Origin of the sequence: Endozoicomonas elysicola (genome assembly GCF_000710775.1) — a bacterium.
Lineage (GTDB): Bacteria > Pseudomonadota > Gammaproteobacteria > Pseudomonadales > Endozoicomonadaceae > Endozoicomonas > Endozoicomonas elysicola.
This window is the reverse complement of record NZ_JOJP01000001.1, coordinates 1,257,889-1,280,170: the sequence shown is the minus strand read 5'-3', so window position 1 is coordinate 1,280,170 and position 22,282 is coordinate 1,257,889. Positions and strand designations below refer to the sequence as shown.

At 48.1% G+C, this 22,282-nt stretch carries 22 protein-coding genes and 1 other RNA gene; 10 read left to right on the top strand and 13 right to left on the bottom strand.

The window, feature by feature from the left end; translation table 11 throughout:
• Positions 1–122 precede the first annotated feature (122 nt).
• The 3 genes from GV64_RS05375 (at position 123) to rlmF (ending at position 2,167) form a co-directional block, all read left to right on the top strand.
• Entirely contained in the window at positions 123–308 is a 186-nt protein-coding gene (locus GV64_RS05375; protein WP_020581166.1) for a hypothetical protein, read from the top strand.
• A gap of 346 nt (positions 309–654) precedes the next feature.
• Entirely contained in the window at positions 655–957 is a 303-nt protein-coding gene (locus GV64_RS05370; protein WP_020581167.1) for a hypothetical protein, read from the top strand.
• A 196-nt stretch (positions 958–1,153) separates the two neighbouring features.
• Positions 1,154–2,167, top strand: a complete 1,014-nt coding sequence (gene rlmF, locus GV64_RS05365) for a 23S rRNA (adenine(1618)-N(6))-methyltransferase RlmF (protein ID WP_020581168.1) — start codon at positions 1,154–1,156, stop codon at positions 2,165–2,167.
• Between the two features lie 226 nt (positions 2,168–2,393).
• On the opposite strand, the gene GV64_RS05360 is transcribed toward rlmF, so the two are convergent.
• The 11 genes from GV64_RS05360 to smpB form a co-directional block, all read right to left on the bottom strand.
• On the bottom strand, positions 2,394–3,212 hold the full coding sequence (locus GV64_RS05360) for an enoyl-CoA hydratase/isomerase family protein (protein ID WP_020581169.1): 819 nt from the start codon (positions 3,210–3,212) through the stop codon (positions 2,394–2,396).
• A gap of 161 nt (positions 3,213–3,373) precedes the next feature.
• On the bottom strand, positions 3,374–3,976 hold the full coding sequence (locus GV64_RS05355; protein ID WP_020581170.1) for a pentapeptide repeat-containing protein: 603 nt from the start codon (positions 3,974–3,976) through the stop codon (positions 3,374–3,376).
• Positions 3,977–4,227: 251 nt separating this feature from the next.
• Complete coding sequence (locus GV64_RS25535) at positions 4,228–4,395, bottom strand: lysozyme inhibitor LprI family protein (RefSeq protein ID WP_201772468.1); 168 nt, start codon at positions 4,393–4,395, stop codon at positions 4,228–4,230.
• 6 nt (positions 4,396–4,401) lie between these two features.
• The gene (locus tag GV64_RS25530) at positions 4,402–4,656 is read right to left on the bottom strand and encodes a lysozyme inhibitor LprI family protein (protein ID WP_201772467.1); all 255 of its coding nucleotides are present in this window, start codon (positions 4,654–4,656) and stop codon (positions 4,402–4,404) included.
• Between the two features lie 8 nt (positions 4,657–4,664).
• Entirely contained in the window at positions 4,665–5,129 is a 465-nt protein-coding gene (locus GV64_RS05345) for a GNAT family N-acetyltransferase (protein ID WP_020581174.1), read from the bottom strand.
• Positions 5,130–5,133: 4 nt separating this feature from the next.
• Positions 5,134–6,168: an oxidoreductase gene (locus GV64_RS05340; RefSeq protein WP_020581175.1), complete on the bottom strand. Its 1,035-nt coding sequence runs from the start codon at positions 6,166–6,168 to the stop codon at positions 5,134–5,136.
• A gap of 259 nt (positions 6,169–6,427) precedes the next feature.
• Complete coding sequence (locus GV64_RS26175) at positions 6,428–8,620, bottom strand: immunoglobulin-like domain-containing protein (protein ID WP_020581176.1); 2,193 nt, start codon at positions 8,618–8,620, stop codon at positions 6,428–6,430.
• Positions 8,621–8,776: 156 nt separating this feature from the next.
• Entirely contained in the window at positions 8,777–9,460 is a 684-nt protein-coding gene (locus GV64_RS05330) for a tRNA (adenine(22)-N(1))-methyltransferase (protein WP_033402553.1), read from the bottom strand.
• 112 nt (positions 9,461–9,572) lie between these two features.
• Positions 9,573–10,481 carry a hypothetical protein gene (locus GV64_RS05325; protein WP_152553929.1) on the bottom strand — a complete coding sequence of 303 codons (909 nt, stop codon included), beginning with the start codon at positions 10,479–10,481 and terminating at the stop codon, positions 9,573–9,575.
• A 279-nt stretch (positions 10,482–10,760) separates the two neighbouring features.
• Positions 10,761–11,127, bottom strand: a transfer-messenger RNA (tmRNA) gene (gene ssrA / locus GV64_RS24155).
• 454 nt (positions 11,128–11,581) lie between these two features.
• On the bottom strand, positions 11,582–12,061 hold the full coding sequence (smpB, locus tag GV64_RS05320; protein WP_020581179.1) for an SsrA-binding protein SmpB: 480 nt from the start codon (positions 12,059–12,061) through the stop codon (positions 11,582–11,584).
• A gap of 688 nt (positions 12,062–12,749) precedes the next feature.
• Between smpB and GV64_RS05315 the strand changes: the two genes are divergently transcribed.
• The 3 genes from GV64_RS05315 (at position 12,750) to GV64_RS05305 (ending at position 14,939) form a co-directional block, all read left to right on the top strand.
• On the top strand, positions 12,750–14,108 hold the full coding sequence (locus GV64_RS05315; protein WP_020581180.1) for a sodium-dependent transporter: 1,359 nt from the start codon (positions 12,750–12,752) through the stop codon (positions 14,106–14,108).
• Positions 14,109–14,176: 68 nt separating this feature from the next.
• Positions 14,177–14,608: a type II toxin-antitoxin system RatA family toxin gene (locus GV64_RS05310; protein WP_026258057.1), complete on the top strand. Its 432-nt coding sequence runs from the start codon at positions 14,177–14,179 to the stop codon at positions 14,606–14,608.
• Entirely contained in the window at positions 14,601–14,939 is a 339-nt protein-coding gene (locus GV64_RS05305) for an RnfH family protein (protein WP_020581182.1), read from the top strand. The genes GV64_RS05310 and GV64_RS05305 overlap by 8 nt, the downstream gene beginning before the upstream one ends.
• A gap of 35 nt (positions 14,940–14,974) precedes the next feature.
• On the opposite strand, the gene GV64_RS05300 is transcribed toward GV64_RS05305, so the two are convergent.
• The gene (locus tag GV64_RS05300; RefSeq protein WP_020581183.1) at positions 14,975–15,349 is read right to left on the bottom strand and encodes an outer membrane protein assembly factor BamE; all 375 of its coding nucleotides are present in this window, start codon (positions 15,347–15,349) and stop codon (positions 14,975–14,977) included.
• Positions 15,350–15,444: 95 nt separating this feature from the next.
• On the opposite strand from GV64_RS05300, the gene fur reads away from it, so the two are divergent.
• Complete coding sequence (fur, locus tag GV64_RS05295; RefSeq protein WP_033402704.1) at positions 15,445–15,852, top strand: ferric iron uptake transcriptional regulator; 408 nt, start codon at positions 15,445–15,447, stop codon at positions 15,850–15,852.
• A gap of 217 nt (positions 15,853–16,069) precedes the next feature.
• Here fur and recN read toward each other — a convergent pair whose 3' ends face one another.
• Entirely contained in the window at positions 16,070–17,788 is a 1,719-nt protein-coding gene (gene recN / locus GV64_RS05290) for a DNA repair protein RecN (protein ID WP_020581185.1), read from the bottom strand.
• 232 nt (positions 17,789–18,020) lie between these two features.
• Here recN and grpE point away from each other — a divergent pair, with 232 nt between their 5' ends.
• From grpE to dnaJ, 3 genes are all read left to right on the top strand, one after another.
• Positions 18,021–18,638: a nucleotide exchange factor GrpE gene (gene grpE, locus GV64_RS05285; RefSeq protein WP_033402705.1), complete on the top strand. Its 618-nt coding sequence runs from the start codon at positions 18,021–18,023 to the stop codon at positions 18,636–18,638.
• Between the two features lie 213 nt (positions 18,639–18,851).
• A complete protein-coding gene (gene dnaK / locus GV64_RS05280; protein ID WP_020581188.1) occupies positions 18,852–20,783 on the top strand; it encodes a molecular chaperone DnaK in 1,932 nt (643 codons plus the stop codon).
• 329 nt (positions 20,784–21,112) lie between these two features.
• Positions 21,113–22,255, top strand: a complete 1,143-nt coding sequence (gene dnaJ, locus GV64_RS05275; protein ID WP_020581189.1) for a molecular chaperone DnaJ — start codon at positions 21,113–21,115, stop codon at positions 22,253–22,255.
• Positions 22,256–22,282: the final 27 nt, after the last annotated feature.

Below are 22,282 nucleotides of genomic sequence, written 5' to 3'. Positions count from 1 at the left end.
TTTCTCTGATATAGCATTTACATAGGGTTATTCGATCGGTAAAAACATAAACGAGCAGGTCATTTGAGATCGCATCAAAATTATAGAAATGATGTGGATATCTATCGCTATGGAGTAGCACAATGAATGAAATAAGAGTAATGCTTGAACTGGCTATTAATAATTACAAGGATCAATTCGAGAGAGCAGAAGACCTGAACACCCTCTATCAAAACGCTACCGACTCAGAAAAAATCATCATTGATAAAGTGATCAAGCTGATAGGTTCCGAATCACTGCCCAAGATCTGGGCTTATCTTAACCGCTGAGCTTTCTCGAAGCACACGCTCCCAAATACCAAATTTATCAGGGAGCGTTCATACCATGATCACTTCCACCAAGACTTCCACCTATATTTTGCCAAACTTGTCTCCTAGTACATATACCGATCATTCTTTGAGCATAGGCTGGTATAGTGTGAAGCCTGCATCAGAACACAGACTCTAAATTTGATCAAAAAACAATCAATTTTAACAGCACCACATGAATTCATGCTCTCGTTAATCACCTAACGGTTTATCCACAACATTATCCACACAAATTCTGGATGACTTATTGTGGATAATTAGTAGAACAAAACGACCATAGGCAGTTTTTCTTCAGGTATCTTATGTAATGACGGCAAAGCTGATTGACAACTTGGCAAGACTAGAGAAATACATCAGTATTTCCCACAACTACAACATTACCATGGCTCAGCTAGTTATCCTGCTGATTTTAAAAGAGTCTCCCATGAATCTTGAGGAATTGTGTGAGCGAACCGGCTTCGGGCCAGATAAAGTCAGGGAGTTGCTGAGGATGCTGGTGCTAGCATCCGGGAAAAACAAAAAAGCGATAGGTTTTATCCACAAGCCGGTTGCGCAGGAGCGATACGTTCTGACAGAAACAGGACGGGGGTGGATAAGTGAGTTGTCATGAAGCATGGGTTATGCTTGTTGATCACAAAAGCAAGGTCGGATAGCCTTTAATTTTGAAGAAATGCAAGACTCAAGATAGCCTTCTGTTTTTATTAACAGCTTTGTGATTAACGTGTTCAGCGCCTGCACGATACCCGAACGCCCACCGGCTGTTAACTATCCAGTTCTATGAAATCATACCCCATTGGTAATGTGTAATGGCCCCAAAGAAAAACCAGCCAACGCAGAAGAAAGAAGGCCTACACCCTCGCAACCTTCATAATCAACGCTATGATTTTGATGCGTTGATAGTAAGCTGTCCCGGCTTAGCCCCATTTGTGGCCAAAAATCAATTTGGTAATCTGTCGGTTGATTTTTCCGATCCTGCTGCAGTAAAAATGCTGAACAAAGCCTTATTACACCATTTTTATAAGGTCGAGAACTGGGATATCCCTCCAGGTTACTTGTGCCCACCAATTCCCGGGCGTGCTGACTATATTCACTATATGGCTGATTTATTAGCCGCCTCTAACAAAGGGGTTATTCCTCAAGGCAAGCATATTCATGGCCTGGACATTGGTATGGGTGCTAATTGCGTTTATCCGATCATTGGTCATCGAACTTATGGCTGGCGTTTTACAGGCTCAGATATTGATGCATTATCAGTAAAATCAGCAACACTGATTGTTGAGTCGAACCGATCATTGGCCGGTGCTATTCAGTGTCGGCTACAGAAAAACCCAGATAATATTTTTATCGGGATAATAAACGATCACGATGTTTTTGATTTCACCCTATGTAACCCTCCATTCCATGCATCATTAGAAGAAGCAACAGTAGGGTCTGAGCGCAAGGTTCGCAACCTGAGGGCCAATGCAAGTAAGAAAGGCAGCGGCAGGAATAGAGGTCTTTTCTCAAAAAATCATGCCATAAAACCCGTTTTAAACTTTGGTGGTCAAAAAGCGGAACTCTGGTGCCCTGGTGGTGAGGCTGCATTTATTCAGCGAATGACTATCGAAAGCTCAGAAAAGCCTGAAAATTGCTTCTGGTACTCGACCCTGGTGTCTAAGAAAGAAAACTTACCAGCACTCTATAAAGTCCTTAAACAAGTGAATGCTGTTGATGTTCGCACTATTAAAATGGTGCAGGGTCAAAAGCTGACTCGTATTGTGGCATGGACATTTCTATCCAAAGAGCAGCAAATACAGTGGAGAGAGGAGCGTTGGGGGTGAAGACATTAAGCACTTACTCCCTGTTTCCATGGGTTATCGATTGAACCACAAAGACCACGAAGGAGAGCTTTGCTTTTCCTTTGTGCTCTTTGTGATCTCAGTGGTTCAAAAAAGAATCCCCGCAGCATGCTCTGGCTCCCAGCGTGAATCAATAGGTCAGAGACAAGCAGTAATCTTACTGGCATTGCCCCCCCAGAAGCCTTTATGGAAGCCCTTAACCTCTATACTAAGAATGTCGGCTTAACTCAGCCACGGTGTCGGCAAAAATCCCCATAAAGTCGGTGGCTTCACGTTCCGTCTGGCCACCACTTTTAAGAAAAGCTTTAAAGATGGTTTGTGATTTTTCCTCTCCGGCCCGATCCAGAAAGTATTTCAGCTCCAACTCAACACCAGCATCTTCATCCATAATGGAAGTAGCCACAATATCCTTATACATCGCAATATCACGCCGATCGAGACTGTTAATCACAGCAAGCTGACTGTCGAGAAAGCTGTCCATATCCGCTTTGGGAACATATTGGGTGATGATGTTTAATCGCTCGGCTTCCTGGGCAGAGTGGTCACGCCCGGTTAATAAAGACTGCAGCGCCTTGCTTCGCCCCATACGACGTGCGTATTGCACACCACCCTGTCCCCCCGTAGGAATATTCACACCAATTTCCGGCTGAGCAAAAACAGCATTCTCGGTACCGAAAGAAAGATCACACGCCATCACAAACTCATCACCGCCACCACGGGCACAGCCATCCACTACCGCTATTGAAAGGGGCTTGAGCTGCTTCAGGCTCTTGATCATCTGGCTGAATGCCATACAGCCAGCATGCCCTTCTGCTGTACCATTAATAAGATTCAAATCAAAATGAGCCGAAAAAAACAGGGGGTTCGCAGATTTGAACACCACCACTTTAGTATCCTGTTCATTATCAACAGAAGCGAGGAAATGGTTGACCTCATTGATCAGGTCAATAGTGAGCACATTGGCGGGAGGGTTATTCAATAAAGCAGTAGTGACACTGGCTTCCCTGGTAACATCTAATACGCTCATCGAGATGAATTCCTCTACTGATTGAGCAGAATGCAGGCATTTTTACCAAACACGTGCCTTTTAATATAGACCATCCCCAGCAGAGGATTTTAAAAGGGATTGGTTTCACAGGCTAAAATCAGCCGTTGCTTGACGGCCTCCCAACGCACAACACAAAAATGTTAGTCCAGCAGTTCGATATCCAGGCTGGCTAAAAGCCGGATTGCCTCATGGCGGGTGAATTTAGCATTTTTTATCTTGTTCACATTGATATCAATATCGTAATTGGTTGACTCAGCAAAGCTGGCCGAAGATAGGTTGGTATTGCTGAAAAGACTATTGGTGAGATCGGTGTAATCGAACACACCGTCTCTGAAATCACCTTCTCTGAAATCGACCTCATGCGCCTTACACTCTTCCAGGGTGATCTCGGTTAAGCTGAGTCCAAAGAAAGAGGAGTCATTGATAATGCATTGAAAAAACTGGATAGGCGAAGCCACAGAAATATTGGGCCAGGCCACCTTCGTCCAGTCCACACCGATAATCTTGCTGTTTTTGAAGACAACATCCGAAAACCGACTGTGGTTCAGCTTAACCAGGCTGAGGTTGCATTTCTCAAATTCACAATCAATAAACCGGCACTTTTCAAACACCGTCTCGCTGAAGTCACAGTTCACGAACGTACAGGCATCAAACTCAATATCCTGGAATTTCCCGTGGGCAAAATCACCATCACTGAACGTTATGGAAAGATATTCAGCACTACTCTCGATAAGGTTGCTCATACTGTCTTTGTTATACCGATTAATGGTTTGGTTCAGGCGAAATTCAGCAGTTGGATGCGGATTTTCTGGGAAATTTCAGTGTTCTCAGCAAGGCGCGTCATGCAGCCAATGGCCGTAGTCCTTGGCAAATGGCACAACGCAGCGGAGGGCGCTGAAATTTTTCAGAAAGCCGCAGAGCGTTATAGCCGATCCCCCAAAAGGTGAATAGGTAACTCCGCGGAGAGCCTTTAGTTCTGAGGCTCGCAGAGAAATTAAAGCACCTGGCTGCTGAATTTAGGTTCAGGCAACACTGGCGGCGTACTGTCCATATACGTCAGGAAATTTTCCCACAGCTCATGGGTTCTCTGTCGGGTCAGTTTTGTCTGGCAGGAAAGCGCCATCACTCCCCAAATAGTCCCTTCACGCCACTGCGTATACACAGCATCTCAATGGGAATTGTAGTACTTCTCCCAGTCGCTTTGTGCTGCTCTAATCGCTGCAACCAGCTCAGTATCAAAGCTATTATGCTTTAAACTAGCGTCAAAATAACGCTGCATTTCCTTCTGAGCTACACCCAGCTCAATGGTGGCACATTGATTGATTTCAATGGTCGTATAGGCCTTACTACAATCTATAGTTTCTGCTGCCGAGGCGGTAAATGCCATCAAAGCAAGAATGATACCCCAGCCCTTTTTCATCATTTCCCCGACTATGCCCGCTTTTCAAAGAACACACGAACGAAACCAAATGCCTCGTCTTTTTCTTCTTTCACTACCAACCAGTGGTTCTTCTTATAGAAGTTAATAGCCTGGGTGTTGCCCTGAAAAGTTTCAAGTCGAATAACCTGATGGCCTCTGGAAAACAGCTGGGCACCGGAATGTGCCAGCAGTGTAGAACCCAACCCACTGCGGTGCAGCTTCACATCCACCATCATCAGATGGATCAGGTCATCAAAATAGATGGTAAAGGCGGCAATCTCATTATCCAGCGTCAGCACATCACAGCGATCCAAATAACTTGCCAGCTCTTTGTCGGACTCGCCACTGTTGATGTACCAGTCAACCGCTTCATCACCCAGAAAAGAGCGATAACTCTTATCAATGGTCTCTCTGGCGATCTTCTGGATCGTTTCAAGATCTTGCCCGGTCGCTCTTCTTACTTCAGTTATAGTCATGAGTTCAATCTGCCTCACACACAGAAAGTGTTTGGCCCTGCTGGCTGCTTTTTTCAGCCAACTCAAGAATTTTTAACACTTCCACAGCATCACTGGGGCTAACCGGATTTCTATCGCCAGTAATTATTGCGTTTGCTACATCCTGGTAATAGTGTTGATAGCAACCGGCTTCTGTTGCAATGCATTCAACAGCGGCATCACCGTAGAGACTGCCATACTGCTCTTTATTTTCAATGCCATACCCTGACTGAGATGGCACCATACCATTTTTCAACTGCGCTTCCTGGGGGTCAAATCCATACTTAACAAAACTGCCTTGACTGCCTTCAAGTCGAAAGCGACTATTGGGTGCAGCTGAAAAGGAGCTGGCATGAAGAATGACTTCAAAGCCTTGATAATGAAGCAGTACGTGAAAATAATCGGTTGTTTTTGAACCGTCTCTTAACGGTAAGCATCTTGCCGTCAACGCCTCTGGCAATCCGAACAGGGTAATTGACTGGTCAACCAGATGAGAACCCAGATCATACCAGATACCGGCTCCAGGCCCGGGTTCTTCCCGCCACCGTTGACGAACAATCGGGCGAAAACGATCATAGCGCGACTCAAAGAGCTTAAGGTCTCCTAAGGCATTTTCCCTCAACAGTTTTTGCACCGTTAGAAAGTCACCATCCCAACGCCGATTGTGAAACACTGATAGCACTAATCCACTTTTTTCAGCGATGGACTCAAGCTCTTCCGCCTCCAAACTCGTGGTCACCATTGGTTTTTCAACAACCACATGTACACCATTTTCCAAGCACAGTTTTGCCAATGAAAAATGAACGTGATTTGGCGCGGTAATAACCACAAGATTAACATTACCACTGGTAATTAATGCTTCTGCCGAATCAAATACGGTAACGGAGGGGTGCTCAGCTTCTATGACTTCTGGTTTAGAACTGCTAATAGCCGTCAATTCCATTGACTCGATTGATTCAATCAATGGAATATGGAAAGTGTTTGCAGAATAACCATAGCCAATCACACCTACTTTTATCACTTTCACTACACCTTATTCATGAAAACGAGTCGCGACAGAACGAAGCCTCACGCCTCGCCTATGCCGTGCACCATCCAGATTACGTAACACACAGACTCAAATGACACTGGATTTATCCGGCAGCCACTCTAGCAGAATTCAGGTTTGAGCTCTGCCGGCCAACACCGCCTGGGAGAAAAGTTTCATGAGGGTGAGGATATATTTATTCGGTGCTTGAGAAGCGGTAATCACTCACCGCTTCTCTTATTTCACTACACGATTACAGTCTGATCCAGGCATCCTGCCAATACTGGCTGCTGCCTGGTGCATAAGCCGGACTTGAACACCAGGCGGTGTAAGGCCATGGCTTGCACTCATACAGGGCATTATCACTGCCGAGCACAATATCACCGGCCGCGTAGCTGGCATTGGCATCGTACAGTGGATACTCACCCGGAGGCGGTGTTACGCCACCATCAACTTTGACCGTAAAGCCTGCCTCGTAGCTGGCTGTTTCACCATCAGCGGTGGTGCCGGTTACAGTAAGGGCATAACGACCCGCTTCTGCATTATTAATGGTCAAAGCAAGGCTGGCATTATCAGTAACCGACAGACTGGCATCGCTCACCACATCACCGTTCGAGTCAGTGATGACAGCGTTCAGATCCATCGTTTCATTAACGGTCACCTGAAGTGACAGGTTTACCTGACCATTGTCTGCCATGTACTCAGAAGCAACACCAGAAACTGTCATTTCTGCCTCAGGATCGGGCTGGCCACCACCACCGCAGGAGCTGTCAGAGACTTTACGCCATACACCCCACTCACCGGTGGTTCCCGGCTCTTCACCCTGGGTCCACCAGCCGGCCTGCCACAGAATTCCGTTATGAGATGCTTCATCACCTTTTAAGTAGACAGTGCCTGCACCCCAGGGGTTAGCACAGCTGGTACCGTCGGATACGGTAACTTTGCGCTTAGCTGATACCGCCTGACCAGCACTGTCAGTGACGGAATAGTTCAATGTATAAACATCAACGACTGATGTGTTCACAGAACCGGATACCCGGATGGCTGATGTCAGATCACCATCTTCAGCATCGGTAGCCGTAACACCCGCCATTTCATCAAATGGGGTATTGAGCTGGATGATTGTGTTATCTACCCCGGTGAAGACAGGTTTCAGACTGTACACTTCCACAGATCGAACGATGGATGTTGCGTTATCATCGCTATCTGTCACACGGTAAGTCAGGGCATAAGTACCAATCTCATGGGTATCGACATAGCCATCGAGCTGGATAGCACCCGTAAGATCGCCGTCTTCGTTATCGATGGCGGTTACTCCGGCCATCGCGTCAAAATCACTGCCGTGCAGAATGCGGGAGTTCTGAATGCCTTTGAATACCGGCTTTCCATCAACCGGTGGTGGCGTTGGCGAGTTACTGTGGATAAACGGGCCGTAGTCTTTAATAAACTGCTCGTTATAAGCCTTGCCCGATGCATCGGTGCCCATATCCCAGTTTACCGACCAGGTCATCACACCACGCAGCCCCTGCCCCTGTGCATCAAGACGTTCAAAGGCGTTGTAAAGATCTTGCGGGTCTTTAACAAAACCGGTAGCGGCCGCATCATTGCTGGTCGGGATACCAAAGACCAGCCGGGAGTGAGGAATCTGGTGAAAACCACGGGTGCCGTTCACCAGAGAGTCAGAAATGTAGTAAATGAACTCTTCTTTCAGGTCGTCGTTGTTCTGGGCAATCCAACCAACACCATCAATCCAGATACCATCACCACCTTGATTGTAAAACTGAGGGTTGATCCAGTCGTAGTAACCTTCCAGATTTTCGATATAGGGAACGTACTTGCCACCGGTGGTCAGGTAAGGAAACTCCGGTGCCATGGTGATCAGGAAGTTTTTACCCTGTGCCTTGTAATGGTCTTTAACAATGCGCAATGCTGCTGGGATCACCGTCTGGTTATCTGCAGCGGTAACCGCTGCCTGCTCCAGGTCGATATCCAGACCATCAAAACCGTAGATGTCCGTCAGACGGATAATCTCATCCGCGAAGGGCTGCTCATCACCTGTTTTCAATTCAACATGCGCATCAGCACCGCCGAGGGCAATCAGCACAGAGCGCCCCTGGTTATTGAGTTCTGCAATCTGATTAATAAACTGCTGTTCAGAGAGACCAATGGCCGGATCCAGATGAAATGTCGGAATACGACCTGCCGCCGTGTCGTACACCTTCATAAAAGAGACGTTAACCACGTTGTACATCGGGTCAATCTGATCCAGCTTCACACAGGGAGCATTACCCCTCTGATAACCTGCGCCATCACACCAGTTGTGCCAATAGCCCACAACAACGCCACTGTCAGGATTGACCATAGCCGAACCATTAGCCTGTGCACTTGCACCCATGGCAGCCAGTACAGTGGAAGTAGCCAGTTGTAATAATTTACGCTTGAACAAATTTCTGTTCCTTACACATTTCATTTGCCCGCGCTTTTTATAGATTATTGATTAATAAGGCAATAGTCACAAAAGGATCCCGTTCACAGATTACGGATAAAGCTCTGAATAGAACTCAACAAGCTATCGGTTTTGAGAACTGGAATAAAAAAAGGTTCACGACGAAGAAATGATTACACGTTGATAACCATCAATCACGGGCTGGACGTTGTCAGCGCTGCTTCGTTGAATCCTCTGGTAATGACCCAACGTTTTATTAAGATACCTTCTGGCTACTGAAGCCTGCTGTGCATTATCGGCTTTCCAGATTCCATCACCAAAGGGGCTGATTTTTGATTGAACATCACTAACTGACGACACCAGCAGAATTTCATAGAACCGCTGGTTTTCTTCTACCAGCACTTCCTGCTTCAGGCTAAAGCCGAGCTCAATCAAGTGTTGCCGTACCATATACTGGTGATAGACAGGGCAGAGCAGGAAATCAATAGCGTGATCCGGATAGTACTGAACCAGAGCATTGATAAACTGAACCATCAGATCACCGCCGACACCGGCAATGATGACCAGATGCCTCCCTTCATACTGATTCAACGGTAATGCTTTCACGTCCAGACAATGGGCTTCCCAGGCTGAAGATGAATGTGGAAAAAAGCGTTCCAGCTTACGGCTCAGTTCAACCATCAGCTCGGGTACAATATCCACAAAATGAATGCACTCTGCAGCCTGTCTTGATAACAGTGCAGCCCCCAGAAAGCCATGGTCACAGCAGCAGTCCCAGATATGAGTGTACCCAGAGGCAACCATGGAATCGATCTGTTTGAGTCGTTTGCTAAGTTTCAATAGACACAACCTGCCCGATGAACCGAATGGTGAAAAAGGAGGGATTGTAGTGATGATGCCCGTAATGAGAGTCGACGCACTATCACTTTAATTTTTTGCGAGACGCTCCTTACTATCTTGGGTAAACCGTTATCGTCACCGTATCTTGGTACACACCTGGCTGAGAGGTACCATCGGGGTATGCTGTTGCTTTTACACCAGATAAATGGCCATCAAGGCAGTCCACAGAAGAACTTCCCTTCCGGTTTTGGATTATTTTTCCTGGAGTGAATGTTCGCCATCTACCATTCCTATCTTTCCATTCAAGGGTGTAGTCAATAGGAGCTGCATCACTATTATCCATCTTCAGTTTGAAGTCAGTTGTACTATTCTCTCCAGAGGCTTCAACATTATACTTGGCATTATTGGTTGAAGAATATACACAGACAAAGTTATTCTCATCAGTCCAGCCTGATCCGGAGTCGACAAGAGTCAAATGCTCCAAACCAGAAACATACGCCGCCTCCGGCACGACAAGTGACAGGTCGAAACCAATTTCTGCCGTCTGACCATCATGACTCCAACCTAACCTGAGGGTAAAAGCACCGCTATATGTAGAGCCATAGAATTCATGACCATCAACATACATTGTGACATTTAGCTTATAGAGATTGGTTCCATTACACTGATTGTTACCAGCGATATTTGCAGAAGGCTGTCCTTCTTTGATGTCTCTGGCACCCTCACCATTCTTCTGAAAGGTAAAAGTTACGGGAATTTGTTGGTTATCCCCTAGATGGTATCCATTTCCTGCAGATTTCGGGCGTACTTCCACCCAGAATGGTTCCGGCTTCCACCCACTAAAGGCCCAATAAACAGATGAGACCAAACACAAATCAATTGATGTCGATATTGATGGCTGACCCAGTATCCACTCTGTTTCAACCAGGGGCAGGTCTGTATTGCCAATACTGAGTCTCCCGATAGCTTGAGCCATCGAAGACAAGAGTAACAGCAGATATAGCAGGGGATATCTTGTCATACAGTGCGACACAAAAGTGTGTCTTATAAATCAAACCTCATTTTTCTTCTATGATGCAAAGCAAACAGTTATGGCGTTTTTAGAGGTTTCCTCCTATGTGGCTTAATTTGTCCCCGACCACTTCATGGCAGCCGAAGAACTTAACCCCCTGACAAGTCTTGAACGACAAAGTCGTAGATATTGAAAATTGACCGAAATTAATTTTCGACACCCTGCCAGATTTAACAAATCCTATATAGAGAAAAACCCCGTAAATCGATGATCTACGGGGTTTATATTTGGTGGAGGCGGCGGGACTTGAACCCGCGTCCGCCAGCTCTACGCCTTCGGCTCTACATGCTTAGCTTCCGTTTTTAAATTAACGCAGCACGACCCAACGGTCAGGGTGAACCACGCGATCCTGAAAGGTTTTAATCCAACAGCTACAGGAAAACTGATGTGACGATTCTATTTTCGATTGCGATCATTTCCACCCAATAGACAAAACAGAGTGATCGGGAGTCGGCTGTTATTAGGCAGCCATAGCTCCGTGGTAGCTATTATCGTTAGCAACTAATACGTTTGTAGTGTTTTGATTTACGAGCGTCACTACACGCTCGACATGCACCTTAGGTTTCGTAACCGTCGTCGAATCCTGATCGCCCCCAGTAACAAAACACTGTCGTATTTATGCCAAAAACGAATAACAAATGCAACCGTGATTAGTACATAAGTACTTTTACACTTTAAAAAAGTCTATTGTCGTTAAATATTTCTGAGAAAAGACTGTAACTGACCTTTACATGAGTTTCTAAACTAAGGTGGAATCAAAAGGCAGAAAGGGATATCTCGAGAGCATTTTTTTGGAACCACAAAGAACACGAAGAGCGCTAATGAGAAGGCTGCGTCGTGGCTCCAAAGCCTCTGCTGATCTCGTGAGAATATCAAGATTATGGGAACTAACTCGACCTGTAGTACAAACCGTGCCCTTCTTTTCTTTGTACCTCTGTGTATTTATGGTGAAGGCTTAAAAAGAGTGCAATATCAGGAGGAAAATCAAGAAGGATAAGGATAAATTATCGGCACACAGTGAAACTGTGTGCCTAAAGGTAAAGGGGTTATCAGCCGCGGTGCATGACCCGCTGCTTTTCAATATTCCATTCACGCTCTTTCGTGGCGGCACGTTTATCAAATTCCTTCTTGCCTCGCGCGAGTGCAATCTGGCATTTGATCAAATGACCTTTCCAGTACAGCTTGGTAGCGATACAGGTGTGGCCCTTCTGCTGGGTTTCAGAAAACAGCCTTGCCAGCTCTCGTTGATGGAGCAGCAGTTTTCGATCACGCAGCGGATCCGCTACCACATGGGTAGACGCCGTGGTTAATGGAGTGATCTGGGCACCAATCAGCCAGGCTTCGCCATCTTTCAGCAGGACGTAGCTGTCCACCAGCTGAACCTTGCCCTGCCGGAGGCTTTTCACCTCCCAGCCAGCAAGGGACAGACCTGCCTCGAAAGTTTCGTCAATGTGATAGTCATGACGGGCTTTCTTGTTGACGACGATGGATGAATCGCCCTGTTTGCCTTTCTTTGAACTTTTTGCCATGGCGCGGATTATAGGAGTAGCTTGATGTAAAGTCACTTATTCTGGGGGATCCGGGCCAGTTTCAGCAATAGCGTCGGATCAACGAATGTTTAGCATAGTGAATATTTCTGTATTTAATAACTACCGTATTCAAAAAACTCTATTTTGACCATATGGACGGCAAAAACGGTTGAGATGTAATGCCTAACCGGTACAATGACTGCCAACCCTGTCTGATCTTCTCCGTTCTTCTGTCAGCAGGCTGTTTTATCAGGGCTTGTTGACGTTTCGTTACGAGACTCAGTGGCTCAGAAAAGTGTCATATGCACGAAAGACTTACGCAAACCGTAGTTACGCTACATCAAGCAAGTCTGACAAAGTAGATGGCACTTTTCTGGGCCATCCGGAGGACGAAACGTCAACAGGCCCTGAAGGTAGTCTTTATCGCTGGTTGCACGGTTTGGAGGATTTACTGGGATTGTGTTGTTCCCGTGAAATTCTCGCGTGGTAATAGTTCAAGAAGCCGTCTGAAATGCAGTGTGACTGCTCTGGTCTTCGACAACTGGCCCTGATTGATAAAGATGATCTCTGCTGTATTACAGCGGGTTATCCATAACATAGCTTCATTGTTGTTTTTCGTTGTCCTGACCTTACCTGTCTTTCAAACGGCCTCTGAGTTAATAAAATAATTCGACTCATTGGGGAACTCATGTCTGGACAAAATCCAACGACATCGAAAAAAACCTGGGCCAATCGCTGGACCTTTTTGCTCGCTGCGGCAGGCTCTGCCATCGGTCTGGGCAACATCTGGAAATTTCCTTACATCGCCGGGCAATACGGTGGTGGCGCCTTCGTCATGCTCTACCTGCTCTGTATCGCTATTATGGGTGTTCCACTACTGATGGCAGAAACCGCCATTGGCCGTCATACCCGTCTGAGTCCACTGAACGCCATTAAAAAACTCACCAGCGACCTGGGGGCTTCAAAGCTTTGGGGGATTATTGGCTGGATGGGTATGCTTGCTGGATTCCTGATTCTTTCTTTCTACAGTGTTATCGCGGGCTGGTCGCTTTCCTACGCCTGGGATATTGTCACTGGTGCATTTAACGGTATGACCACCGACCAGGTTGGTGATGCCTTTGGTGGGCTGGTGTCATCAGCACCTCGTCAGATCTTCTGGCACACCACCTTTATGCTGATAACGCTGTTGATTACCGCCCGGGGCATTCACAAAGGTCTTGAGAAAGGCCTGCAGGTTATGATGCCCGCCCTGTTCGCCCTTCTGCTAGTCATGCTGGGTTACAGTATGCTGGAAACCGGGCAGTTCATGCGTGGCTTCAACTTTATGTTCTCTGTGGATTTCTCCAAGGTGACTGGTGAAGCCTTTGTCGCGGCGCTGGGGCAGGCCTTCTTTACCCTGAGCCTGGGTATGTGCTGTCTGATGGCCTACGGTGCCTATATGCCGGCGAATAACTCCATTCCGAGAACCGCCATTAATGTTGCGGCGCTGGATACACTGATGGCTATTATCTCCGGCCTGATTGTATTCCCGATTGTATTTGCCTATGGTCTGGAGCCTTCTGCTGGCCCCGGCCTGCTGTTTGTCTCCCTGACGGCTGCCTTTGTTCATATGCCAATGGGTGAATTGTTTGGCTTCCTGTTCTTTGTTCTGGTGGGGATTGCAGCACTGAGCTCTGCGATCTCTCTGGTTGAACCGGCACTGGCTTGGTTGATTGAACGCACGCCTCTGAGCCGTACGGTTGCCACGGTGATTCTCTGCGCTGCCATCTGGTTTGTTGGCCTGGGTACAGTGTTCTCCATGAGTGGTGACCTGACCTTCACCCTGTTCGAGAAGAACTTCTTTGATCTGCTGGATTACTTCACCAGTAATATTCTGCTACCTGTGGGTGGTCTGCTGATCTCTGTCTTTGCTGGTTGGGTAATGAAGCGTTCAACCATGATGAAAGAGCTGGGACTCAGTGTCGGCGTGTTCAACCTGTGGCGCGCCATGATCCGCGTAGTTGTGCCATTGTGTGTGCTGACTGTACTGATCACTACTCTCTTCTAAGAACCATCTGTCTATCCGAGGCCGGAATGGGTTATCCTATCCGGCCTTTTTTATGAAAGGCCTGTTCTATGCCAAGGATTTCCCGTTCCGCGCTGGTCATGTATTCCGCTCAACAGATGTATGATCTGGTCAGTGATATTGAAGCGTATGGCGAATTTCTGCCCGGTTGTGCTGGTGGACGAATTGATCATCAGGAAGGTGAGCGACTGGAAGCAACACTTGAGGTTGCCAAAGCTGGTTTGCGCCATAGCTTTTCCACAAGGAACAAAATGACGCCCGGGAAGTCTATTGAAATGCAACTGCTGGAAGGGCCATTCAAACATTTGTCTGGCATCTGGACGTTTCAGCCATTGGGAGAAAGCGGCTGCAAGGTTTCTCTGGATCTTGAGTTCGAGATGAGCAGTAAGCTCACCCAGGCAACCCTGGGCTCCGTGATCGGGCAGATGATGAACGCCATGGTGGATGCCTTTGGCAAGAGAGCGAAGCAGATTTATGGCTGAGATGATGATGGATGACCCTAAGATCCGCGTGGAAGTAGCCTACGCCAGAGCTAATGAACAGAAAATAATTTCCGTTCAGGTCAAACAGGGGACTACACTGCTCGAAGCCGTACAACAATCGGGTATTGTTGACTACTTTCCGGAAATTAATCTGGATGAGGCCAAACTGGGTATCTTTGGCAAAGCAGTAGCCAAACCAGCAGAGCAGGCTATAAAGGAAGGTGAACGCGTCGAGATTTACCGCCCGTTGATTGCCGACCCAAAAGAGGTCCGCAAGCGCAGGGCTGAACAGGCAAAGCAGAAAAAGTCAGTACAGGAAAGTGCGAACTGAGAATACGCTTATTGTCAAAGCCACACCAGTAGTCACTACTGCTGATTATTCTCAGGTTTGAGGTCGCCCTGGATAGAACGAAGCTGATCGTTTTCAAAAAACAGTGTTACTGTTTTCTGCTCACGATCCTTGCCACCTGGCTGCAGGCTGTAGATATAGTCCCAGCGGTTGCGGTTAAAGGTATCTTCCAGTAATGGAGTACCCATAACGTATTGAACCTGGGCGCGGGTCATTCCAGGGCGGAGTTGATTGATCATTTCCTGGGTAATGACATTTCCCTGCTGAATATCAATTTTATAGGCGCCGGGGAAACTGATAAGCTTCGAACCACTGTCCGTAGAGCTGGCGCACCCTGTCAGCAGGGTGGTTGAAAAAAGTGCGGCGGCCAGGGCGATCGTGGTTTTTTGCATCGGTTTCAGACTTCCACTATCTTGCTCAAAAATGAAATACTTGCACGAAAATGTGATAATAGCAGGATTATCTTGCAAAGGGTTAGGGAAACGTGTTGGAAAATCAAGAGTTGCGCAAAGCAGGATTGAAAGTCACCCTGCCTCGAGTAAAGATTCTGCAGATCCTTGAAGCCGCTAAGGACAAGCACTTGTCTGCGGAAGATGTCTACAAGGCTCTGCTGGAAGCGGAAGAGGATGTGGGACTGGCGACAGTCTATCGGGTACTGACCCAGTTTGAGAGTGCAGGCCTTGTGGTTCGCCATAATTTTGATGGCGGTCACTCAGTGTTTGAGCTGTCCCGTGGTGAGCATCATGATCATATGGTTTGTATGGAGACTGGAGACGTCATCGAGTTTATTGATGACGAGATTGAAAAACGTCAGCACGCGATTGCTGAAAAGCACGGTTTTGAAATCGTTGATCACAACCTTGTGATCTATGTGCGTCCAAAGAAGAAAAAGTAAAAGAAAGGTAGAAGCTGCCAGATTTTCTAACCTGTGAGATGACTTACCCCCGCCCTTGTTGCCGGGGGTTTGTTTTAATGTTTGCCGTGAAAGAAAATTGCCACAGAGACAAAAGATATGGAGAAAAGAAAAGGCTTTTCCTCTGTGACTCAGTGCCTTTGTGGCCAAAGCTTATTGCTGAATGTAACAGAGAATCGTCATGTATATTTGTGGTTGATTATGCCTGAGCCTGAAATAACATTTCCTGGGCATGGCTCAGAGTCGGGGCCGTCAGCTCAACACCGCCCAGCATTCTGGCAATCTCATGAACACGATGATCGCCATCCAGCTCAAGAATACGGGTACTTGAGGTTTTCCTGCTGACTTTCTTACTGACATGCAGATGCTGATGAGCCTGGGAAGCCACCTGAGGCTGATGTGTAACACACAACACCTGTCCGCTTTTGCCAACCTCTCTCAGCATGCTACCAACAATTTCTGCAGTTCCACCACCAATACCGACATCCACCTCATCAAACACCAGAGTGGGTGTTGATGCTGTCTGGGCAATAATCACCTGTATCGCCAGACTGATACGGGACAATTCACCACCAGAGGCCACCTTCCCTAATGGGCGGGGTGCCTGCCCGGGGTTGGTGGTCACCAGAAACTCAATAGACTCAAACCCCTGGGAAGCAACGGTACGCTCCGGAATTTCGGTCAGCTCAACACAGAACTTCCCTTTGGGCATACCCAGCAATGCAATTCGCTCTGAAACTAGTTTCTCCAACTTGCGGGCGGCTGTTCTGCGCCTGACAGATAACTTTTCTGCTAACTGATTATGTTGTTTCTGCAGCTGCTCCAGAGAGAGTTCCAGCTCTGCTACCTGCTCGTCATGGCACTGCACTTTTTCCAGCTCTTCACTGATCAGCTGCTGCCTTTCAAGCAGCTCTTCCGGCTGAACACGATGTTTTCTGGCGAGATCAAAAATGGCACTGAGCCGCTCTTCAATTTCACGGGCTCTTGCAGGATCGGCATCGAAGTGATCAATAAAATGATTCAACTCACCCACGGCTTCTTCCACCTGAATCTGTGCGGATGAAAGCATGTCAACGGCGTTATTGATGGCAGAGTGCTCAATCTGCAACTCACTCAGACGATGAAGGCAGGAAGAGAGTTGCTGTAGAAGGTTATCACCTTCATCACTGGTGCAGATCTGGGTTACCTGATGACAGGCCGTCAGAGTTGCACCAGCCTGAGACTGCTGCCTGTGCTCCTGCTCCAGTAACTCAACCTCACCCGGCTGAAGGCCAAGCTGCTCCAACTCATTCAGCTGGTAACTTAACAGCTGCACTTTCTCTTCTCTTTCCTGCTGATCAGACAACAGGCTGTGCAATTGGTCTCGCGTCTGACGATACGCTGCTGCAACCCTTGCAACCTCTCTGGCCAGAGGCAATGAGCCGGCAAACTGATCCACCAGCTCAGAATGGTTGGTCTTTTTTAACAGTGATTGATGGGCATGCTGACTGTGGATATCAATTAACAGCTCACCCAGAGACTTTAATTCAGAAAGCGTAACCGGAGTACCATTGATATAGCCCCGGGAGCGGCCTTCACGGGTAATCACCCGGCGCAAGATACATTCTGCAGTCTGGTCAGAACCTTCTGTGTAATTAGAGCGCTCAGACTTCGGACAGTTGTCATACTCTTTCTCTATCAACCACTGTCTGGCTACGGGAATTCGCTCAAGGTCAAAACAGACTTGAATGTCCGCACGGTCAGCACCATCCCGAACGCAATCACTGTCGGCCCGTCCTCCCAGTGCCAGTCCGAGAGCATCCAGCATGATGGATTTACCGGCACCGGTTTCTCCGGTAATGGCTGTCATTCCGGGATTGATGTCCAGGTTCAGGTGGTCAACGATGGCATAGTTGCTGATGGAGATTTGGTTCAGCATGGCAGCTCTCACGATCCCAATACAATATTGGATTACTGTTTATTTATACAGTAAACGCAAAAGCTGAATTGGTAAAGAAAATTTCCCCTTGAATAAGCAGCCATGACCCCCATATTAGGCTATCAGTTGATGTTTACTTATGCCGAGTGACCGTTCACAACGCTTGGCTATCAAATGAAGACAAGCTCCAGCCAGCATGTCAGGCTGGATTGAAATCCGGAGAAACGCTGGAATGACTGTAGAAAACACCAAAGCAGAAGATCAGGTCGAGAAGCCTGAAGCCACTGAGGCTGAAACCTCTGCAGATGTTGAAGCAGCAGTCGTTGACCCTATTCTGGAGGAAGCGGCTGCTTCAGAAGAGCAAGCCGAAGAACAGGTCATTGACGATACCGCGAGACGTATTGAAGAGCTGGAAGAGCAGCTTGCCCAGTCAAAAGACCAGACTCTGCGGGCTCATGCCGAGGCCATGAATATCAAGCGCCGTGCTGAGCAGGATGTGGAAAAGGCCCATAAGTTTGCACTGGAAAAGTTCGTCAACGAATTGATCCCGGTGGTTGATAGCCTGGAAAAAGGCATTGAAAGTGCCGAGCAGGGTGACGGTTCTCACGAGACCATGCTGGAAGGCATGCGCCTGACTCATAAGCAGCTGCTGGATGCGCTCGCAAAATTCCAGGTACTGCAGGTAAACCCGGAAGGCGAGCCTTTTGACCCGAACTTTCATCAGGCCATCTCCATGGTACCGAACCCGGATATGGAGCCTAACACGGTGATGAACGTCTTCCAGAAAGGTTACACGCTTAATGGACGGGTTATTCGCCCGGCAATGGTTGTAGTTTCCAGCGCCGCCTAAGGTAGATCTCGCTGCAAGGCTGTTTTAAGGACCAGATTCTTGGAGCAGCCCCCTTGAAAAAGAAAATGCCGCTCCCATATAGCAAACCAAGATCGTGGTAATCACCACATAGACGCTGTTTCAACAGACTTCATAATCTGCTGAAACCACTGGGAAGCGATCACTGATTTCAAAGAATTCCGCCTTGGCTTCAAGGCAATGGAGACAGAAAAAATGGGTAAAATCATTGGTATTGACCTGGGCACCACCAACTCCTGTGTGGCGATCCTGGATGGCGAAAAAGCAAAAGTTATTGAAAACGCTGAAGGTGCGCGAACCACACCTTCCATCATCGCTTACACTGACGATGGTGAAATTCTGGTAGGCCAGCCAGCCAAGCGTCAGGCGGTAACCAACCCTAACAATACCCTGTTTGCTATCAAGCGCCTGATTGGTCGCCGCTTCAAAGATGAAGTGGTTCAGAAAGACATCAAGATGGTGCCTTACAAGATCACCGAAGCTGAAAACGGCGATGCATGGGTTGAGGTTAAAGGCGACAGAAAAGCTCCACCTCAGATTTCTGCCGAAATTCTGAAGAAAATGAAGAAGACGGCTGAAGATTACCTGGGCGAGTCAGTCACCGAAGCGGTTATCACTGTTCCAGCCTACTTCAACGATTCTCAGCGTCAGGCCACTAAAGACGCCGGCCGTATCGCGGGTCTGGACGTTAAGCGTATTATCAACGAGCCAACTGCTGCGGCACTGGCATACGGCATGGACAAGAAGAAAGGCGACCAGACCATCGCGGTTTATGACCTGGGTGGCGGTACTTTCGACGTTTCCATTATCGAAATCGCCGACGTAGACGGTGAGCACCAGTTTGAAGTACTGGCGACCAACGGTGACACCTTCCTGGGTGGTGAAGACTTCGACCTGCGCTTGATCGAATACCTTGCAGACGAATTCAAGAAAGACCAGGGCATCGACCTGAAAGGCGACCCTCTGGCGATGCAGCGTCTGAAAGAAGCCGCTGAAAAAGCCAAGATTGAGCTGTCTTCTACTCAGCAGACTGACGTCAACCTGCCATACATCACTGCTGATGCTACCGGCCCTAAACACCTGAACGTTAAAGTTAGCCGTTCCAAGCTGGAATCTCTGGTGGAAGATCTGGTTGCCCGTTCCCTGGAGCCATGTCGTATCGCGGTTAAAGACTCTGACCTGGATCTGTCTGATATCGACGAAGTTATCCTGGTGGGTGGTCAGACCCGTATGCCACTGGTTCAGCAGAAAGTGGCTGAGTTCTTTGGTAAAGAGCCGCGTAAGGACGTTAACCCAGACGAAGCCGTTGCCATGGGTGCTTCTATCCAGGCTGCCGTTCTGGCGGGTGACGTTAAAGACGTTCTGCTGCTGGACGTTACACCTCTAACCCTCGGTATCGAGACCATGGGCGGCGTAATGACTGCGCTGATCGAGAAGAACACCACGATTCCTACCAAGAAATCACAGACCTTCTCTACCGCAGACGATAACCAGGGTGCAGTGACCATTCACGTTCTGCAGGGTGAACGTAAACAGGCGACTCACAACAAATCACTGGGTCGTTTTGACCTGGCAGATATTCCTCCTGCACCGCGTGGCATGCCTCAGATCGAAGTCAGCTTCGACCTGGACGCCAACGGTATTCTGAATGTTTCTGCAAAAGACAAGGCAACTGGTAAAGAACAGTCTATTGTCATCAAGGCATCTTCCGGTCTGTCTGACGAAGAAATCGATCAGATGGTTAAGGATGCAGAAGCCAACGCCGCAGACGATAAGAAGTTTGAAGAGCTGGCAACTGCACGTAACCAGGCCGACGGTCTTGCACACGCTACCCGCAAAATGCTTGAAGAAGCAGGCGACAAGGCGACTGAAGAAGAGAAAACAGCCATCAACAAAGCCGTTGAAGAGCTGGAAGTAGCTGCCAAAGGTGACGATAAAGAAGAGATCGATGCTAAAACCAAGGCTCTTTCTGAAGCGTCTGCCGGCCTGACTCAGAAGATGTATGCGGAAGCTCAGCAACAGCAGGGTGGAGCCCAGGCTGAAGGTGGCGAAGGCAGCAAAGGCGACTCCGCTGCAGACGATGCTGTCGACGCTGAGTTTGAAGAAGTAAAGGATGACAAGAAGTAAGACCATGGCAATCATCAATGACTGATGATTGGATTGGCCACAACGCGGGATTAATACCGATCAAGTCTTCTAACCCCGTTATGAGCATGGTTAGCTGGATTGAAAGACAACGAAGCAACGAGTCATAGTCGTCACTATGGTAAGTAGCATTAACGATGGATTTCAGTTCAGGTTACCAGTGCAATACGGCTCCAAAAGACGCGATTGGTTTAACTCCCGCGTTGTCGTATATATCAAAAATGAAGGCTTTGTCAGACTTGACCATGAATCCAGTGAGTTCTGTGTTTTCATGCTCGACTGGTGAATGCAGTTAGCTCAGGGTTTTACTGATGGCAAAACGCGACTATTACGAAGTGCTTGGTGTAGACAGGGGCGCTTCGGACAAGGACATAAAAAAGGCCTATCGTCGTATGGCCATGAAGCATCACCCGGACCGTAACCCTGGTGATAAAGAGGCCGAAGAGAGCTTTAAGGAAATTAATGAAGCTTTCGAAGTACTTTCCGACGGCCAGAAAAAAGCCGCCTACGACCAGTATGGCCATGCTGGTGTTGACCCAAGCATGGGTGGCATGGGCGGGGCTGGCGGTTTTGCCGGTGGTAACTTTGGCGATATTTTTGGAGATGTCTTTGGTGACATTTTCGGTGCAGGTGGTGGCCGCAGCCGCAGCTCTGTACAAAGAGGTGCAGACCTCCGCTATCAGCTGGAACTGAGCCTTGAAGAGGCCGTTCGCGGTGTCACCAAAAAAATTCGTATTCCTACGCTGGTCAGCTGTACTGAATGTGACGGCTCCGGCGCGAAAAAAGGCACCCAGCCTGTTGGTTGTACCACCTGTGGGGGCATTGGCCAGGTGCGTATGCAACAAGGCTTCTTCTCTGTTCAGCAAACCTGCCCTGACTGTCGCGGCACGGGCAAGATGATCAAAGATCCCTGCCACGCCTGTCACGGTGAAGGCCGAGTTCAGGAATACAAGACTCTGTCTGTTAAAATTCCACCGGGTGTTGATACAGGCGACCGCATCCGCCTCGCGGGTGAAGGCGAAGCCGGCAGCAATGGTGGTCCTGCTGGAGACCTTTATGTTCAGGTCAGTGTTGCCGATCACCCGATCTTCCAGCGCGACGGCAAACACCTGTACTGTGAAGTACCCATTACTTTTGTGGATGCAGCCCTGGGCGGAGAACTGGAAGTTCCAACCCTTGAAGGCCGTGTGAAACTGAAGATTCCTGAAGAGACGCAGACTGGCAAGCTGTTCCGCCTGCGCGGCAAGGGTGTTATCCCGGTACGAGGTGGTAGTGCCGGTGACCTGATGTGTCGTGTGGTGGTTGAAACTCCGGTTAAATTGACTGAGCGTCAGAAGGAACTGTTGAAGGAACTGGAAGAAACCTTCCAAAAAGAAGGCACTGGTCGTCAGTCACCGAAGAAGCAGTCGTTCTTCGATGGCGTGAAAAAATTCTTTGATGACATGACTTCGTGATATCCTCGCAAATCATCAGCCCCTGAA

What these genes read in the sequence shown, in the direction of transcription:
- grpE (WP_033402705.1), top strand. Translation starts at nt 18,021, where the DNA reads ATGACTGTAGAAAACACCAAAGCAGAAGATCAGGTCGAGAAGCCTGAA.
- rlmF (WP_020581168.1), top strand. Translation starts at nt 1,154, where the DNA reads ATGGCCCCAAAGAAAAACCAGCCAACGCAGAAGAAAGAAGGCCTACAC.
- GV64_RS05355 (WP_020581170.1), bottom strand. Translation starts at nt 3,976, where the DNA reads ATGAGCAACCTTATCGAGAGTAGTGCTGAATATCTTTCCATAACGTTC.
- GV64_RS05300 (WP_020581183.1), bottom strand. Translation starts at nt 15,349, where the DNA reads ATGCAAAAAACCACGATCGCCCTGGCCGCCGCACTTTTTTCAACCACC.
- GV64_RS05360 (WP_020581169.1), bottom strand. Translation starts at nt 3,212, where the DNA reads ATGAGCGTATTAGATGTTACCAGGGAAGCCAGTGTCACTACTGCTTTA.
- GV64_RS25530 (WP_201772467.1), bottom strand. Translation starts at nt 4,656, where the DNA reads ATGATGAAAAAGGGCTGGGGTATCATTCTTGCTTTGATGGCATTTACC.
- recN (WP_020581185.1), bottom strand. Translation starts at nt 17,788, where the DNA reads ATGCTGAACCAAATCTCCATCAGCAACTATGCCATCGTTGACCACCTG.
- GV64_RS05325 (WP_152553929.1), bottom strand. Translation starts at nt 10,481, where the DNA reads ATGACAAGATATCCCCTGCTATATCTGCTGTTACTCTTGTCTTCGATG.
- GV64_RS05305 (WP_020581182.1), top strand. Translation starts at nt 14,601, where the DNA reads ATGGCTGAGATGATGATGGATGACCCTAAGATCCGCGTGGAAGTAGCC.
- GV64_RS05370 (WP_020581167.1), top strand. Translation starts at nt 655, where the DNA reads ATGACGGCAAAGCTGATTGACAACTTGGCAAGACTAGAGAAATACATC.
- GV64_RS05375 (WP_020581166.1), top strand. Translation starts at nt 123, where the DNA reads ATGAATGAAATAAGAGTAATGCTTGAACTGGCTATTAATAATTACAAG.
- dnaJ (WP_020581189.1), top strand. Translation starts at nt 21,113, where the DNA reads ATGGCAAAACGCGACTATTACGAAGTGCTTGGTGTAGACAGGGGCGCT.
- GV64_RS05310 (WP_026258057.1), top strand. Translation starts at nt 14,177, where the DNA reads ATGCCAAGGATTTCCCGTTCCGCGCTGGTCATGTATTCCGCTCAACAG.
- GV64_RS05315 (WP_020581180.1), top strand. Translation starts at nt 12,750, where the DNA reads ATGTCTGGACAAAATCCAACGACATCGAAAAAAACCTGGGCCAATCGC.
- smpB (WP_020581179.1), bottom strand. Translation starts at nt 12,061, where the DNA reads ATGGCAAAAAGTTCAAAGAAAGGCAAACAGGGCGATTCATCCATCGTC.
- dnaK (WP_020581188.1), top strand. Translation starts at nt 18,852, where the DNA reads ATGGGTAAAATCATTGGTATTGACCTGGGCACCACCAACTCCTGTGTG.
- GV64_RS05345 (WP_020581174.1), bottom strand. Translation starts at nt 5,129, where the DNA reads ATGACTATAACTGAAGTAAGAAGAGCGACCGGGCAAGATCTTGAAACG.